Annotated in this window: 15 protein-coding genes and 1 riboswitch; of the genes, 2 read left to right on the forward strand and 13 right to left on the reverse strand. The window is 51.8% G+C overall.

Going from position 1 to position 14,935, the window contains the following annotated elements:
* Positions 1-160 precede the first annotated feature (160 nt).
* The 6 genes from C557_RS0100755 to ssuE form a co-directional block, all read right to left on the reverse strand.
* Positions 161-1,027, reverse strand: coding sequence for an SDR family oxidoreductase (locus C557_RS0100755; RefSeq protein ID WP_018749898.1), 867 nt, complete (start codon positions 1,025-1,027; stop codon positions 161-163).
* Positions 1,028-1,145: 118 nt separating this feature from the next.
* Complete coding sequence (locus tag C557_RS0100760; RefSeq protein WP_018749899.1) at positions 1,146-1,913, reverse strand: AAA family ATPase; 768 nt, start codon at positions 1,911-1,913, stop codon at positions 1,146-1,148.
* Entirely contained in the window at positions 1,913-3,823 is a 1,911-nt protein-coding gene (locus C557_RS0100765; RefSeq protein WP_018749900.1) for an ABC transporter ATP-binding protein, read from the reverse strand. Before C557_RS0100765 ends, C557_RS0100760 begins: the two co-directional genes overlap by 1 nt.
* Positions 3,804-5,588: an ABC transporter ATP-binding protein gene (locus tag C557_RS0100770; RefSeq protein ID WP_018749901.1), complete on the reverse strand. Its 1,785-nt coding sequence runs from the start codon at positions 5,586-5,588 to the stop codon at positions 3,804-3,806. The genes C557_RS0100765 and C557_RS0100770 overlap by 20 nt, the downstream gene beginning before the upstream one ends.
* Before the next feature lie 84 nt (positions 5,589-5,672).
* Complete coding sequence (locus C557_RS0100775; RefSeq protein ID WP_018749902.1) at positions 5,673-6,275, reverse strand: P-loop nucleotide/nucleoside kinase family protein; 603 nt, start codon at positions 6,273-6,275, stop codon at positions 5,673-5,675.
* 184 nt (positions 6,276-6,459) lie between these two features.
* Complete coding sequence (gene ssuE, locus C557_RS0100780; RefSeq protein ID WP_018749903.1) at positions 6,460-7,002, reverse strand: NADPH-dependent FMN reductase; 543 nt, start codon at positions 7,000-7,002, stop codon at positions 6,460-6,462.
* Between the two features lie 496 nt (positions 7,003-7,498).
* On the opposite strand from ssuE, the gene C557_RS0100785 reads away from it, so the two are divergent.
* Complete coding sequence (locus tag C557_RS0100785) at positions 7,499-8,425, forward strand: hypothetical protein (RefSeq protein WP_018749904.1); 927 nt, start codon at positions 7,499-7,501, stop codon at positions 8,423-8,425.
* An 89-nt stretch (positions 8,426-8,514) separates the two neighbouring features.
* Here the strand turns inward: C557_RS0100785 and C557_RS0100790 are convergent, their stop codons facing one another.
* The 5 genes from C557_RS0100790 to C557_RS0100810 form a co-directional block, all read right to left on the reverse strand.
* The gene (locus C557_RS0100790) at positions 8,515-8,727 is read right to left on the reverse strand and encodes a YezD family protein (protein WP_018749905.1); all 213 of its coding nucleotides are present in this window, start codon (positions 8,725-8,727) and stop codon (positions 8,515-8,517) included.
* Positions 8,728-8,763: 36 nt separating this feature from the next.
* Positions 8,764-9,585: a sulfate ABC transporter permease subunit CysW gene (gene cysW / locus C557_RS0100795; RefSeq protein WP_420805381.1), complete on the reverse strand. Its 822-nt coding sequence runs from the start codon at positions 9,583-9,585 to the stop codon at positions 8,764-8,766.
* A gap of 109 nt (positions 9,586-9,694) precedes the next feature.
* Positions 9,695-10,525, reverse strand: a complete 831-nt coding sequence (gene cysT, locus C557_RS0100800; RefSeq protein WP_018749907.1) for a sulfate ABC transporter permease subunit CysT — start codon at positions 10,523-10,525, stop codon at positions 9,695-9,697.
* Positions 10,526-10,555: 30 nt separating this feature from the next.
* Complete coding sequence (locus C557_RS0100805; RefSeq protein ID WP_018749908.1) at positions 10,556-11,629, reverse strand: sulfate ABC transporter substrate-binding protein; 1,074 nt, start codon at positions 11,627-11,629, stop codon at positions 10,556-10,558.
* 327 nt (positions 11,630-11,956) lie between these two features.
* On the reverse strand, positions 11,957-13,051 hold the full coding sequence (locus C557_RS0100810) for a lactonase family protein (protein ID WP_018749909.1): 1,095 nt from the start codon (positions 13,049-13,051) through the stop codon (positions 11,957-11,959).
* Between the two features lie 139 nt (positions 13,052-13,190).
* On the opposite strand from C557_RS0100810, the gene C557_RS0100815 reads away from it, so the two are divergent.
* Entirely contained in the window at positions 13,191-13,694 is a 504-nt protein-coding gene (locus C557_RS0100815; RefSeq protein WP_018749910.1) for a CcdC family protein, read from the forward strand.
* Positions 13,695-13,846: 152 nt separating this feature from the next.
* Here C557_RS0100815 and C557_RS0100820 read toward each other — a convergent pair whose 3' ends face one another.
* Positions 13,847-14,068 (reverse strand): cold-shock protein, encoded by a 222-nt coding sequence (locus tag C557_RS0100820; RefSeq protein ID WP_018749911.1) that lies wholly within the window; start codon positions 14,066-14,068, stop codon positions 13,847-13,849.
* A 173-nt stretch (positions 14,069-14,241) separates the two neighbouring features.
* Positions 14,242-14,442, reverse strand: a complete 201-nt coding sequence (locus tag C557_RS0100825) for a cold-shock protein (RefSeq protein ID WP_009223993.1) — start codon at positions 14,440-14,442, stop codon at positions 14,242-14,244.
* A gap of 261 nt (positions 14,443-14,703) precedes the next feature.
* Positions 14,704-14,816, forward strand: a riboswitch (TPP riboswitch).
* The last annotated feature ends 119 nt before the right edge of the window (positions 14,817-14,935 follow it).

Raw genomic sequence — 14,935 nt, forward strand, 5'->3', positions numbered from 1 at the left:
TAAAGGGGAAATCTTAACATTCATGAAGGGTATTTCTGAAGAAATTCTTAATTTTATTCTCGTAGTATAACCAAGCAATACAATTAAAAAAGCATCCTCCCCAAGGATAAGGGAAGAATGCTTTGTCTTGTATAACTTATATAGAGTTGCGATCTATCGTTTAATTCTGAATTTCTTTGAGCATTTCGCGGATGCCTTCGACCAGCGAAGTCGCAGGACGGCCAAGCAGCATTTCCAGATCGTCGCTGGCAACAGCCAACTCTCCATCACGAATGTTAGCTTGGACGGCTACAAGGAAAGAAACAAGTGGATCCGGTACCCCGGCTCCGCGCATAGCCTCAGCGTAGGCTGCATCGTCCACATGCTGGACAGAAACCTCGCGTCCCAACGCTTCACCAATGTTCTTCGCGAGTTCATCATGGGTGAGCAGCTTGCCCGACAGCTCATAAACCTTGTTCTCATGTCCAGCTCCGGCAAGCACCTTGGCAGCCGCTACAGCGAAATCTTCACGTGTAGCCCAGCCTACTCTGCCGCTGCCAGCCGAAGTAATGACTGGTGCTCCGGCAAGAACGCCCTGAATCGTACTCATTTCGTTTTCGATATACCAGTTGTTGCGCAAGAAAACATAAGGAATTCCTGTCTTCAGAATGAATTCCTCTGTTGCTTTATGCACCGGAGCCAGCAGCAAATTACTATCGGCTGCATTCGATACGCTGGTGTAGGCAATCAACTGTACCCCTGCCCGTTTCGCCGCTTCGACGGCTGCCCCATGCTGACGAATCCGGGTATCGTTATCCCCTTGCGTGGACACGATCAGCAATCGATCAATACCGGCAAAGGCCTTATCCAGCGAAGCCGGTTCATCAAAGTCCCCCTGCCGCACCTCCACGCCAAGAGCGCTCAACGCAGCGGCCTTCTCTGGCTGACGTACACTGACTGCCACTTGCTCCGCCGGAACCAAGCCTAACAACGCATCCACTACCTTGGAGCCCAGTTGCCCCGTTGCACCTGTTACTAATATTTTCATCCTGAATTCCTCCATTACAAGATAGATTTTTTTCTGAAGATTTTTTCAACCTGTAACCATTATAGTTCCAGGTTGATGATAAGTCAAACATCTTCATTTGTCTTGCACAAAATAGTGTCTATTCCTGGTCCTCCTTGAACAGCTCTTCCAGCATCCCCGCCCGATTATTGACGAACTCCTTCATAATGACAAAATGCTCTGTCTCCTCCAGCACCGTTTGTTCAATGCCTGCTGAGGTTAACTGATACATGAGACTATCTGGATAGGCCATCAAAATAGGTGAATGCGTGGAAATGATAAACTGTGAATGTTGCCCCACCAATTCATGAATGCGGGATAGCATAGCCATCTGGCGGTACGGAGACAAAGCGGCCTCCGGCTCATCCAGAATGTATAAGCCCCGCCCGCCAAAGCGGTTCAGAAAGGTAGCAAAAAACGATTCTCCATGCGACATCATGTGCAATGATTTCCCGCCGTACGAGTCCTTAATAGGCCGTCCGGCCTTTGGCTGCTGATCCAGCTCATCGATGGCCGTTGCCAGATTATAATAGCTCTCCGCCCGGAAGAAAAAGCCGTCGCGAGGCCTTACCGCCCCCCTAACCATACGTAGATGCCGATACAGCTCGGAATGAGTCTCCGCAGTAGCAAAGTTCAAGTTCAGGGTTCCACCCTCCGCATTAAAGCCGAGCGCGACCGCAATCGCCTCCAGCAATGTCGACTTGCCCATACCGTTCTCCCCAACAATATAGGTTACCTTGGGATGGAACTCCAATCGTTCCAGTGAGGCAACGGCTGGAAGGTTAAAGGGATAATCCCCGAAGTCGGGTATCTCTTCCCGCAGCAGCAGCATGGAACGCAAATAAGCATGTATATATATCCCGTTCATTATTCCTCCATAAGGCCGCCATGATACAGGCTGTAATAGAACCCACGCTGCGCCAGCAGCTCCTCATGCGCCCCTTGCTCAATAAGCCGTCCTTCTTTGAGGACGATAATTTTATCAGCCATCCGAATCGTGTTCAGCCGGTGGGCAATAACAAAGCTGGTACGTCCCTGCATCAAGCGATGCAAGCCCTCCTGAATTTTGATTTCCGTGACCGTATCGATGCTGCTTGTAGCCTCATCCAGTACCAGGATGGACGGATTAGCCAGGATCGCCCGAGCAATGCCCAGCAATTGCCGTTGGCCCTGGCTGATTCCCCCTCCCCCTACATCCAGCACCTTGTCGTACCCCCCGGGCAATCGGACAATGAAGGAGTGGGCATTCGCCAGCTTGGCCGCTGCTTCTACCTCGGCGTCGGTGGCATCCAGCCGCCCATAACGGATATTTTCACGAACTGTGCCCTGGAACAGGAAGGAATCCTGAAGCACGAAGGCCATATGCGAACGCAAGCTTTCGCGGCGGATCGTCCTCGTATCTTGTCCATCAATGGTTATTGCTCCCTGCGAAGGCTCATAAAATCGCGACAACAACTGTATAAGCGTCGTCTTCCCCGCCCCTGTTGGCCCAACCAGAGCAATTAACTCGCCGGGCTTAGCTTCAAAGCTGATGTCCTCCAGAGTATGTCCCTTCCCATCTTCTACATAGGAAAAGGCTACCTGGGAGAATGCAACCGCTCCGCGCACAGAATTCAGCTCTACTGCTTCAGCTTCATCGTCCGCTTCCACCTGCTCATCAAGCACTTCAAACACGCGCTCTGCCCCGGCAATGGCTGATAGCAAGGTATTCCACTGATTGGCCAGGTCATTTAACGGTCGGGTAAATTGGCGGGCATACTCCACAAATACGATGATAACCCCCACCGTCACCGCACCCTGTCCACGGATAGCCAAAATAGCCCCGATCCCGGCAACCATGGCAAAGCTAAGATTATTCAGCCCGTTCATCAGCTTCGGGATAAATCCGGAGATCGTCTGTGCCCAGAAGCCTGAGCTAAGAATCGCCTCATTGCGTTCACGGAAGCTCCGCAGTACACGCTGCTCCTGTGAAAAGGCCTTGATGATCCGCTGGCCGGACAAGGTTTCTTCAATATAGCCATTCAGACTGCCCAGATCCTGCTGACGCTGGCGATACAAGGGACCCGTTCGCTTCGTAATCCAACGCATGCCAGCCAGCATAAGCGGAACTACGAGAAAGGTTAACAACGTTAATAGCGGGCTGAGATACAGCATCACAGCCAGCGTACCCAGCAAGGTGAGCACACTGGAGAAAACCTGGATGGCCGAGCTGTTGAGCGTAGAGCTGACGTTATCCATATCATTGGTCAACCGGCTCATGATATCGCCCTGTTGGCGTTTCCCATAGAAGGAAATCGGCAGCTTATGAAGCTGGGCAAACAATTCGGAGCGCATGCGGTACACCGTTTCCTGAGCAATCTCAATCATCCATATATTCTGCAGCCAGGTGGTCAGTGAAAATCCGGCATACACGGTCAGCAGTCCAAGCAGGAATAGCCCCCATGACCCGTCTCCCCCCTCCAGATAATGGTCCACAGCCGTACCGACCATGTACGGACCCAGCAGGGCAAGCCCTGAGCTGAATACAACCATCAGCAGAACGGCCCCCAGCCGGGCACGGTGCACAGATAAATACTGCCAGATTCGTCCCAGCGTGCCTGACCAGTTCTTGGCTCTGAGCTTGGGAGCCGGCATCCCCCGGCTACCGCCATGTCCGGCCCGTCTCTGCTTCTCCTGACCCATTACCCGTTCAGCCTGCACATCCCGCTCCGGATTCCCCTGAGTCTCATCCAGCCTGGGATAAGGATGACGAAATGGCTCAATGAAGGTCTTGAACATGCCGAACCTCCCCTTCCTTGCCATATTGGGATTCATAGATGCGACGGTACAACGGCGAGCTTTGCAGCAGGTCCTCGTGCTTCCCGCTTGCGATCAGGCGACCATCGTCCAGCAGCAGAATCAAATCTGCAGAAGCCACAGCACTGATCTTTTGCGTCACCAGCAGCGTTGTGCAGGAGAGATGCGATACTTCCTCCAGCAAGGCCGCCTCTGTACGCACGTCCAGAGCGCTGGTGCTGTCGTCCAGAATAAGAATTGAAGGCTCACGCACCAAGGCCCTGGCAATCGATAAACGCTGCTTCTGCCCGCCCGACAAATTCACGCCGCGTTGACCAAGCCGCGTCTGGTAGCCAAGCGGAAGGCGGGTAATCATCTCATGGATCTGCGCACGCCTTGCCGCCGTCTCAATCTGTCCGTCATCTGCATGTTCCAGCCCCCACGCAATGTTCTCGCGAATCGTTCCGGTGAACAGCAGCACCTCCTGGGGAACATAACCGATGGCATGGCGCAGTTCGGTACGATCCATATCCCGAATATCCTGGCCATCGATGCGGATCGTTCCATCAGTCGGTTCGTACAGGCGGGGAACCAGTTGGACCAGCGATGACTTGCCGGAGCCCGTTGCCCCCATAATCGCTACTCGTTGCCCCGGCTTTACCGTAAAAGAAACCTGCTTCAGAACGAGTTGCTCCCGGCCCGGATAATGAAAGGACACCCCGGAGAATTCAATCGCTCCATGAATTGACGTCAAATCAGCTTCCGCACCGTCCTCACCTTCCGGCTGCGTCCGGTTGCCTGTAATGACCCCAAGCTCAGCTTCCGGATCATCGGTGGTCAATACCTCCCGAATTCGCCCTTCCGAAGCCGAAGCTCTTGAGAACGAATTCATAATCCAGGACAACGCCGACAAGGCGCCAATCGTTCGCAAGGAATAGTTAATGACGGCGACAACCTCACCTACGGTGGCCCCGCCATGTTCAATCTCCAGCCGGCCAAACCATAGCACCGCAATAATTCCGGCATTCATGACGAATATTAAGAACGGCATCGTCGTCTCCGTCAGCCGCAATGCCGCAACCGAGTCTTCTCTTAATTCGCGATTACGCCGCTCGAACCGGCCGATCTCATGCCCCTTGCGTACGAATACCCGAATCAGCCGCATTCCGGTCAGATTTTCCTGAATCAAGCCATTCATGCGGTCGGTGCGCTGCTGTACCGTCCGGAACAAGGCCGCTGCCTTCCTGATCATCCATAACACGAACCACAGCAGTACAGGCACCATCACCGTGAGCAGAAGCCCTAGCTTCGCATGGACCAGCAAAGCCATGATCACGCTGCCGATCACTAACAATGGGACCCTTGTGGCAAAACGCAAACTCATAAAAATCATATCCTGCAATACGGAGATATCCCCGGTTAGCCGGGTGATCAGCGAGGAAGCAGCAAAGCGGTTAAACACCTCATAAGAGAAGGATTGCACCTTCTCATACAGCTTGTCCCGAAGGTCATAACCTACCCCTTGGCTCACATGAGCGGCAAAAAAGGAACTGCCAATTCCTCCAATAAAGGCCAGCAATGCACTGCCTGTCAGGACTCCGCCCCAGAGCCAGGCGACGGCCGCATTGCCTTCCCTTATGCCATCATCAATGATACGTGCGATCAATAACGGCTGAATAAGCTCAACAGCCAGCTCCAGCAATAGCATGGCAAGCGCCGAAATGGCGGCTATCCGGTATTTTTTAAGAAATCCAAATATGACAGTCATCCCTGTCCCTCCGTTTCCGGCCCGTGCGAAGACAAATAAGGCCCCTCCTGACGGCCTGGCCGCAGGAAAGGCATATGCTATAAGCTACATCCGTCCAGTCTCACTTTGGACAAATTCAAAGACCGCGTCCACCTTCTCTTCCGTCAGTTGGCCGCTATTATCGAATATATAAATAGATGATTTGGGAATATCCCAATTAATCTCCGGTACAAATTGTACGCGCTGCTTGAAATCGTCCCAATGGCTCAGCTTCCAGCTATCGCGGTCTGTGCTGCGTTCAATAATCCTTTCCTTCTGCGTGTCCATATCCTCAAGCGTAACCACAACGACCTTCACGTCAACCTCTTGGCTCGACATTCCTGCATCCTGCAGCAGCTTGCCCAGCCACTCCCGACTCTTCAGCTCTGCTGTAAAGGGGGAGATCATAAAGACGTTCTGACCCGCCGACAAATTTTCAATGCAAATATCACGGGTGGCCTCATATTCCAAATCACGCAAATGCTGTTTGTAAAAATCGGAATCCCGGTCATTGGTATCCAGCCCGTTCATCTCCAGAATTTTCTCGGCAAAGCGTCCGCCCACCGTATCCCGATCCAGGAATGCCGCAGACATGCGTCTTGCCAGCTTACGGGCCACCGTGGTTTTCCCGGTTCCGGCAACCCCTACAAAAAAGACCAACTTCAACATGGTGTCATTTCCTCCTATGTACTTGTAAACTTAAAATGTGCGTTCTGTGCGAATTCAAAAAGTCAGATTTTCAGCAACAAAGCTTATTCTATTGTACTATTTAACAGGGGTTCACAGCCATCCCTTGGCACAAAAAAAGCCGGCCTCCGAAATCTCCCGAACCACCGGCTGCTGTGTCTGCTGCTTAAGCCTGCCCCTGACGCAGGCGGGTTTCCCGTACCAGTTCACGAACATTGTCCTCCAGACGGCTAACCAATTCAGCGGCCAGTTCGTAACCGCCCTCCTCCTTGCGTGCCGCCTGTGAATCAACCGTATAAACGCCACCCAGTATGTAACGCGCACCTAGTACAGACAAGACCGGCTTCAAGGCATATTCAATGCTGAGCAGATGGGCCAGGCTTCCGCCTATAAAGAGGGGCAATACTACCTTGCCAGTCAGCCCCTTTTGCGGAATCAGATCGAGGAATGTCTTCAGCACTCCAGTATACGAGGCTTGGTACACCGGACTTGCAACAATGACAGCATCCGCTTCCGCCACGCGCGCATTGGCCTTCACGATCGCTTCACTCTCGAAGCGGGCATGAATCAAATCTTCGGCTGGCAGCTCACTCACATTCAAGCGGTTCACTTCAAATCCTTCTTGAACCAGCAATTGCTCTGTCCGTGCTATAACCGCATTAAGACGCGAACCCGGTGTAGGGCTGCCGTTAATAATGGTAATTTTCATAGATAGATTATTCCTCCCTGCATATGGCAAATATAAGCTATATATAATTCCGACAAAATAACTACACTTTAAAATAATGCTATCAACATTTTAAGCAAAAGTCAACGCAAAGCCTCTAAATCTCTATTTAACAGGATTTCCTCCAGCTAAAACCCGCTTTTCCCACGATTATCGGCCATTAGCAGGAAATCCTCCATATTATATTACTCCAAACACGAGAAGCAGCTCCAAAACACGAATTTATAGGGAGCTTTTCCAGCTAGACATCCAAAAACATCCGCTTTACGCAGATTAGCTGGAGGATTTCCCATTAGGGGTATCTGAACATGCTCAGGACAGCAACTTGGGCCGAATTTACTGTTCCTATGAGGCTTCAGGCGCGTATGTAAAAGCATCCTTTACCTCAGCCTGCTCATCATCGCTGGTCTCATTTTTACCCACTGAACTTGAATCCGGCAAGCTCGTGTGCAATAGTGGAAAGAGGAAACTGGAAAGGGTGATCGTCTTGTCACTGCCGGACTCTATAGCCTGGCTGCATCAGCAAGATCATTCCGCATTCGCAGCCTTCATAGGATTAACTATTCTTGCAAGCTTATACGGCGCCTCGCGCTACAGCCTATCCCGGAACGAACAGACCCGGCTGGAATATATAACGCTCAGTCTGGAACGGTATGCCGCTGCCTTGGCTTCACTGATAAACGTTCTGGACGAAGACAAAATCTCGGACGACCAGCGTAAGGAACTGAACGAACGGCTGCTGGCATGCCGCACTGCTCCCTACGCATCAGAGAACGCCTTATCGCTGATCTCCACCTTCATGGCCGAAGGGGATGAGACACGTCTGCCTGTCCTGCTGAGAACGATCGAAAATGAAAGCGAACAGCTTATTGCCGAACGTAATAGGCTGATAGACCGCCGGGAACGGCCCGGCTGGGGAAGCTGGATCTGGCGTGTATGCCGCCCTTTGCTGCCTGTGCTATGCATATTCGCCCTCGGAGGGTTGCTGCTTGGGTCGCTTGGATTGCTCCACACTACCCTCTATAGTAGCTCTAGCATTGAGTCCATCAGCTTCTCCTGGATTCGTATGGTCTCCGCCTGGCTCTCCCTGCTGTTAATTTATCTGGCTATCGCCAGCGGTCCCAACCGACATCCACGCGCGCTCTCGATGCGGCTATTGGCTCTGTTCACCGGCTTGCTGGTCTTGCTGCATCTCGTTGGCGGTTGGCTGGCTCCTTACATTTTGGGCGTTCAAGGGCTGCTGGTGCTTGCCGGCTTCCGCCTGAACGGGCGCAAGCCGCGTAAATCCCGCCCTTATGCGGGACATACCGATCCTGTCCCTGTTGTCCCTGTCGCCTCCAGCTCTGCAGCGTCCAAAGCCGAGTCTTCGCCCCCTCTCATCAGTGAAGACGACAAGGCGCAGTAGCAATACATCTGCCCTAACAACAAACACCCTCGACTCCGGTAGAAATGTACCGGAATCGAGGGTGTTTCGCCTTTGCATAAACAATATCGTTATGATTCACGTATAGCCTTGGCTGTACGGCGGGCAGGAACGGCCGACCGGGCTGCTCCTGTGCCCAATTCATAGCGTTTACGCTCCGTTCTTTCCACTTGAACAATCTGTCCTTCATGAACTACGATGTTCAGCGAACCAAATTCCAATCCACTGAGCAATTCCCCAATTCTCTCCAGCCATACCTCGTCTACCTTTAATGGTTTCGCCATCACGATAGCCTCCCCAACTATTTTCAGATTCCTGCGTTAATGACGGCTCTTGCGCGTAAACCAGCTTTTGAGCAACAACGTAACCAGCGCCAGCAACAGCAGCAGGGATGCTACCGCAAATGAAGCGGAGAACTGGTACTCGTTGTACAATATTTCTACATGTAATGGCAGCGTATTTGTTTCTCCCCGAATATGCCCCGATACGACAGACACGGCCCCAAATTCCCCCATCGCCCGGGCATTGCATAATACGATGCCATACAGTAGCCCCCATTTAATATTGGGCAAAGTAACCTTCCAGAAAATTCGAAATCCCCTTGCCCCAAGCATAACCGCGGCTTCTTCCTCCTGCTGCCCCTGATCCTCCATCAACGGAATCAGCTCCCGGGCAACAAAGGGGGAAGTAACAAACAGCGTAGCCAATAAAATACCGGGAAAAGCAAAAATAACTGATATATTACGTTCATCCAGCCAAGGTCCAAACCAGCCATTGGAGCCATAGACCAGAACGTAAATCAAGCCGCCGATAACCGGAGATACGGCAAAAGGCAGATCAATCAGCGTCACAAACACCTGCTTGCCGCGAAATCTAAATTTCGTAATCGCCCAAGCGGCCGCTACGCCAAACACCGTATTCAGCGGAACGGTGATGGCTGCCACCAGCAGGGTGAGCCTTAACGCCGACAAGGCATCGGGATCGCGAATGGCCGCCACGTATACCTCCCAACCTCTCTGGAGTGCTTCCGTCAGCACCACCGCCAGCGGTAGCACGATTAACCAGAGCAACACCAGCCCAGCGGCCGTGACCAACACCCACTTGACGACGCCCGAGTCCTTTTTTGCTGCTCTGCCGTGCATTGTTGGCTGCCCCGCAGCCATGGGTACAGTCCCTGCCATCCTCTTCCCTCCCGTACATGCATTCATATCCCCCGGCTATATTCCCGGCTTGTCTATCTGCCATTCTTCGTCAGCGTGCGGTTTTCTGGATTCGGCGCTGCAGCGAGTTGATCAGAAGCAACAATACGAAGGAGATGAACAGCAGCATCAGCGCCACCGCTGTCGCTCCGGCATAATCAAATTGCTCCAGCTTCGACATAATCAATAGCGGTGCAATTTCCGTCTTCATCGGCATGTTGCCGGAAATAAAGACAACGGAGCCATACTCCCCGATACCGCGGGCGAAGGCAAGCGCAAAGCCGGTAAGCAGTGGAGGCAGCAGCTCCGGCAGCACTACCGAACGGAAGGTGCGGAAGCGGCTCGCCCCAAGCGTAGATGCCGCCTCCTCCACCTCGGCATCCAGATCCTGAAGCACCGGCTGTACGGTACGGACCACGAAGGGGATGCCGATGAACATCAGTGCCAGTGTAATGCCGATCGGCGTAAAAGCTATGCGCAAGCCCAAAGGCTCCAGCAACGAGCCAATCCAGCCATTCGCAGAGTAGATAGCCGTTAGCGATACTCCAGCCACTGCTGTAGGCAAGGCGAATGGAAGATCAATCATCGCATCAAACACAGCTTTGCCGGGAAAATCGTAACGCACCAGCACCCAAGCCAGCAGCAAGCCCAGCACCGCATCGATCAAGCCCGCTGACGCCGCTGTCAGGAAGCTGATCTTGTATGATGCCAGCACCCTGGGATCAGTAGCAATATCCCAGAACTTCTCCCAGGTAAGTCCCGTAGAATTCAGCAGCAGCGCAGAGAGCGGAATCAATACGACCAGACTAAGATACAGGACACTGTATCCCATCGTCAGGCCAAAGCCGGGCAAGACGCCGCGCTTGGTAGTGCCACTATACATAGAACAACTCCTTCCTTTCAGCCAGAGCGATTACTGCGGTACATAGATTTGACTAAAGATGCCACCATCCTTGAAGTGCTTGGTCTGAGCCTCTTCCCAGCCGCCAAACTCGTCAATAGTAAAGAGCTGGATCTCCGGGAATTGATCGGCATACTTCTCCTGCACGCTCTCCAGGGTCGGACGATAATAATTCTCTGCGGCAATCGTCTGCCCTTCTTCCGTATAGAGGTACTTCAAGTAGGCTTCAGCCACTTCCCGCGTCCCGTTCTTATCAACATTTTTGTCGACGATCGCTACAGGCGGCTCGGCCAAAATGCTTTCCGACGGGTACACGATATCGAATTGATCCGGGCCCAGCTCCTTTACGGATAACCAGGCTTCATTCTCCCAGGCCAGCAATACATCCCCCAGGCCACGCTCCACGAAGGTAGTCGTGGAACCGCGAGCTCCGCTATCCAGCACCGGAACATGCCTGAACAGCTTCTGAACGAATTCCTTGGCCTTCGCTTCATCCTTATTGTTGTTGTGCAGCGCGTATCCCCAGGCGGCAAGATAATTCCAGCGCGCCCCGCCGGAAGTTTGCGGGTTCGGCGTAATGACCTCAACGCCTTCCTTGATCAGATCGTCCCAATCCTCCAGGCCCTTGGGGTTCCCCTTGCGTACCAGGAAAACAATGGTAGAGGTATAAGGCGAACTGTTATGCTCGAACTTTTGCTGCCACCCCTTCTCAATCAACCCGCGCTCTTGAATGGCATCAATGTCATACCCGAGTGCCAGCGTGACCACATCCGCCTTCAAGCCGTCGATAACCGAGCGGCTTTGCTTCCCTGACCCTCCATGGGATTGCCTGATCTTGACTTGCTGCCCACTCTTCTCCTCCCAATACGCGGCGAAGGCTTCATTATATTTCTCATACAATTCCCGAGTCGGGTCGTAGGATACGTTAAGCAGTTGAACTTCCTCCGGTTTCTCGCTTCCCCCGGACGCCTCCGCCTTCGCGCCAGCAGTTCCGCTTCCTTCTTCGCCTGCCGAGCAAGCTGCCATCACCACAACTAATGCTATTGCCAGACCATTCAGAACCCCTCGCTTCAACCTTCTGCTCATCGTATCACTCCCCTAGCTCCCTTAATTGTTCGCGTTACTTCAACAAGGCAGACAAAGCAACTCGCCCCTCTAAAAGTTAAGTGAGCAACGTGGAGCTTACCATCAGTAGGAGCTTCCACTCTCTACTCCGCTCCCTATCAACTCTCCAGTGCCGGTCACCATACCTCTAAAAAAACGGAAAAACGCCCTGTCCCTGCGGTCAAACCGAGCTACTACCCGTGTCTGCCGAGGCAAGCAGAGCGTTCCTCCGTCTGTACGGCGAGAACTTAATTAATCCTACCTATTTAGTATGCTATGGTGTTATTTTATATGCGCGGCCAACTTCTGTCAAACCTTTTTATGTAAAAAATTGAAAATTCCATTCTCGTCCCACAATGCAATACACGAAGGCTTGCTGATGGCAAGGCTTTGACCCGTGAGCTCCAACCGCCCCGTTAACTCATCCCGCCGCAGCACGGCGATATTGTCGCTGTACTGGTTAGCCACCAGTGCATAATTGGCCAGCATGGCAAAATTACGCGGCCAGTTGCCTCCTGCAGCGGTCCAGGACGGATCATAAAGATGCCCCGTATCGGGATGGATCCGGAAGCCCACGACACTGTCATGTCCGCGGTTGGAGCCATAGACAAATCGCCCATCGGGAGACAACTGAATATCCGCCGGATAATTCTCCCCTGTGTAATCCTCCGGCAGTGAGTGGATATGCTGCACCACCTCTAAATGTCCCCGCTCGGAATCGAAGGTATAGGTCGTCAGCGAATTGTTCAATTCATTAATACCATAGGCGAAGCGTTGCGATGGATGAATAACGAAATGGCGGGGGCCTGCACCCGGAGGCAGATGAACCTCTCCATGACGCTCCAGCCTTCCGCCCTCCAACCGATAGATGATCACTTGATCCATACCCAGATCGGAGACAAAGGCAAATCGCCCATCCGGACTTGGAACCGCACTATGAGCGTGAGCTGACTCTTGCCGCTCTGCGTTCACACTGCTGCCCTGATGACGAACCCTGGACGTCATCTCTCCCGGCGCCCCACCCGAGTCCAAAGCAAAGACATTGATATCACCGCTGGAATAATTGGCGGCCAACAGATGTCGCTCTGCCCCCCGCCGCAGCGCAAGATGACAAGGGTCCGCCCCCTCGGTGCTTGCTGTGGTCCCTAGCATAGTGAGACTGCCCTCCTGCGGATCCACGGCATAACCGGCCACCTGTCCATCGCTCCGTTCGCTAACGGCATAGAGTCGCCGTGCCTTGGCATCAGCAATCAAGAAGGAAGGATTAGCTATCCCCGCCTGCTCCCGTAATTTGCGTATCTTGCCAGAGCGAAGCTCAAGCTCGCACAAATAAATGCCAGGCTCGCTCTTCTCCGCATAAGTACCGACATAAAAGCGTAAAACCTCTACTTTTTCCTTGTTCATAAACGGTAAATTCCTCCTAAGATTGATCTGCTATCCTTTCTGACGACGATTTGAAACAAAGTGGATGGACTGTGATATAATCGTGATCGAAAGATGACTATGACTTTATGAACTATCTCTTGTAGAAAGGGACTCGCCCATGAATCTAATCATGAATCTGGTTAATTCCCCATATATGCAGGTTGCTTTTACCCTCGGTGCGCTTGCTATGGCGGTTACCGCCATATTCATTCGCTTGAAGGCCAGTCGTCGCCCCCTTACCGTCAAGAAGATCATCATCCCGCCGCTGGGCATGACGACCGGCTTTGGCATGTTTATTGTCCCGGAGACCCATATTCCGATACTTTGGGGACTCATCGCCTTTATCTGCGGCTGGTTCCTGTTCTCGTATCCGCTGATCCGCACGACCAAATTCGAGAACATCAGTGGCGAAATCTATGCTGAACGCTCCCGAAGCTTCGTGCTGATTCTGATTGGATTGCTCGCCGTACGGCTCTTGCTTCACGAAGTCGTATACCAGTACATCTCCGTCATGCAGACGGGAGCGGTCTTCTTCTTGCTTGCCTACGGCATGATTACCCGCTGGCGGCTGTTCATGTTCAAACAATACCGTTCGATTACTAGCGATAGAACCACCGCCTGACTCAGATACTACGGAGCTGATTACCTCCAAACATATTAGATTTTACATGTACATGCAATCCCCGCCCCCCCATAACTTCCGTGTAAAACAAAAAGAAGCTTGCCCACTGAAGTTCGATGGGCAAGCTTCTTTTTGTTGTTGACCTTAAGTATCTATGCCTTCTTGGTCGCGGATTTGTGTTCTGAACTGGGATTTGACAATTGAGGAAGCATACGCGTCCCTTTTACCATTTCGGAAGAGCAAAGCGGACAAACAGGGCTGTAATCGAAGGTGAAGTTGTCCCGCATCCAACCGTTGCAATCCTCACTCGTGCAAGTCCAAACCGGTGTGTTCTCCTCAGGAATTTCTTCTAACGTTTTTTTACGGTAGTTCATAATTCCCCTCCTCCAAAAGTGAACATGTCAGCCACCCGGATGTATTGGTCATTTCTTATATATGCTATTCAGAGGCCGAAGCGAACTTCAAAATAATTAACCTCATGAATTAAAAAGAATTAATAAAAACTGCCCTTAATGCAAAAACGCATTAAGAGCAGTTTCAGCCTGCATTACAGTTTTACAACGTTTTCAGCTTGTGGGCCGCGGTTGCCTTGAACCACGTTGAATTGTACGCGTTGGCCTTCGTCCAGCGTTTTGAAGCCTTCGCCAGTGATCGCGCTGAAATGTACGAATACGTCATTTCCGCCTTCCACTTCGATGAAGCCAAAACCTTTTTCTGCGTTAAACCATTTAACTGTTCCTGTTTCCATGAAGGTATACCTCCTGCTTAAAGATTAACATGATCCATTTTTTCTACTTGCATAAAAAAAATTCACATATTGAAAAAAGTTCCATTTTTCAAAAGTGACACCCTTTTCAATGTGTGAATATCTTCTTTCAAAAATAAGAGTTATTTGTATTATAGCCCTTTGCCAAATAAAAAGCAAATCTCCTGTTGATTTCAAATGAAAAAAAAGCAAGGGTGGACAAATGGGAAGCAATCTCATTATAATGACAAGGTAAACTGCAGTTGAATAGTTAGGGGGTGCCGGAGCAAGGCCGGCTGAGATTGTATTCCTTATAATACTGACCCTTTGACCTGATCTGGATAATGCCAGCGTAGGGAGCCATGACATGATTAATGGAAGAAGCTTGCTTCATTTCCGTCTACCTGTCGCGTCCCAGTCTGGGGCGCTTTTTTTGCGTCCAGGCCGTTGTCTTCGGGCAGCAGGCCGTTTATGGACAGTCATCCAGGGTTATACA

This window comes from Paenibacillus sanguinis 2301083 = DSM 16941, assembly GCF_000374825.1.
Taxonomy (GTDB): Bacteria; Bacillota; Bacilli; order Paenibacillales; family Paenibacillaceae; genus Fontibacillus; species Fontibacillus sanguinis.

Bases quoted from the DNA above. Each gene is read 5' to 3' on its own strand.
- C557_RS0100755 (WP_018749898.1), bottom strand. From the start codon at position 1,027: ATGAAAATATTAGTAACAGGTGCAACGGGGCAACTGGGCTCCAAGGTA.
- C557_RS0100760 (WP_018749899.1), bottom strand. From the start codon at position 1,913: ATGAACGGGATATATATACATGCTTATTTGCGTTCCATGCTGCTGCTG.
- C557_RS0100765 (WP_018749900.1), bottom strand. From the start codon at position 3,823: ATGTTCAAGACCTTCATTGAGCCATTTCGTCATCCTTATCCCAGGCTG.
- C557_RS0100770 (WP_018749901.1), bottom strand. From the start codon at position 5,588: ATGACTGTCATATTTGGATTTCTTAAAAAATACCGGATAGCCGCCATT.
- C557_RS0100775 (WP_018749902.1), bottom strand. From the start codon at position 6,275: ATGTTGAAGTTGGTCTTTTTTGTAGGGGTTGCCGGAACCGGGAAAACC.
- ssuE (WP_018749903.1), bottom strand. From the start codon at position 7,002: ATGAAAATTACCATTATTAACGGCAGCCCTACACCGGGTTCGCGTCTT.
- C557_RS0100790 (WP_018749905.1), bottom strand. From the start codon at position 8,727: ATGGCGAAACCATTAAAGGTAGACGAGGTATGGCTGGAGAGAATTGGG.
- cysW (WP_420805381.1), bottom strand. From the start codon at position 9,585: ATGCACGGCAGAGCAGCAAAAAAGGACTCGGGCGTCGTCAAGTGGGTG.
- cysT (WP_018749907.1), bottom strand. From the start codon at position 10,525: ATGTATAGTGGCACTACCAAGCGCGGCGTCTTGCCCGGCTTTGGCCTG.
- C557_RS0100805 (WP_018749908.1), bottom strand. From the start codon at position 11,629: ATGAGCAGAAGGTTGAAGCGAGGGGTTCTGAATGGTCTGGCAATAGCA.
- C557_RS0100810 (WP_018749909.1), bottom strand. From the start codon at position 13,051: ATGAACAAGGAAAAAGTAGAGGTTTTACGCTTTTATGTCGGTACTTAT.
- C557_RS0100815 (WP_018749910.1), top strand. From the start codon at position 13,191: ATGAATCTAATCATGAATCTGGTTAATTCCCCATATATGCAGGTTGCT.
- C557_RS0100820 (WP_018749911.1), bottom strand. From the start codon at position 14,068: ATGAACTACCGTAAAAAAACGTTAGAAGAAATTCCTGAGGAGAACACA.
- C557_RS0100825 (WP_009223993.1), bottom strand. From the start codon at position 14,442: ATGGAAACAGGAACAGTTAAATGGTTTAACGCAGAAAAAGGTTTTGGC.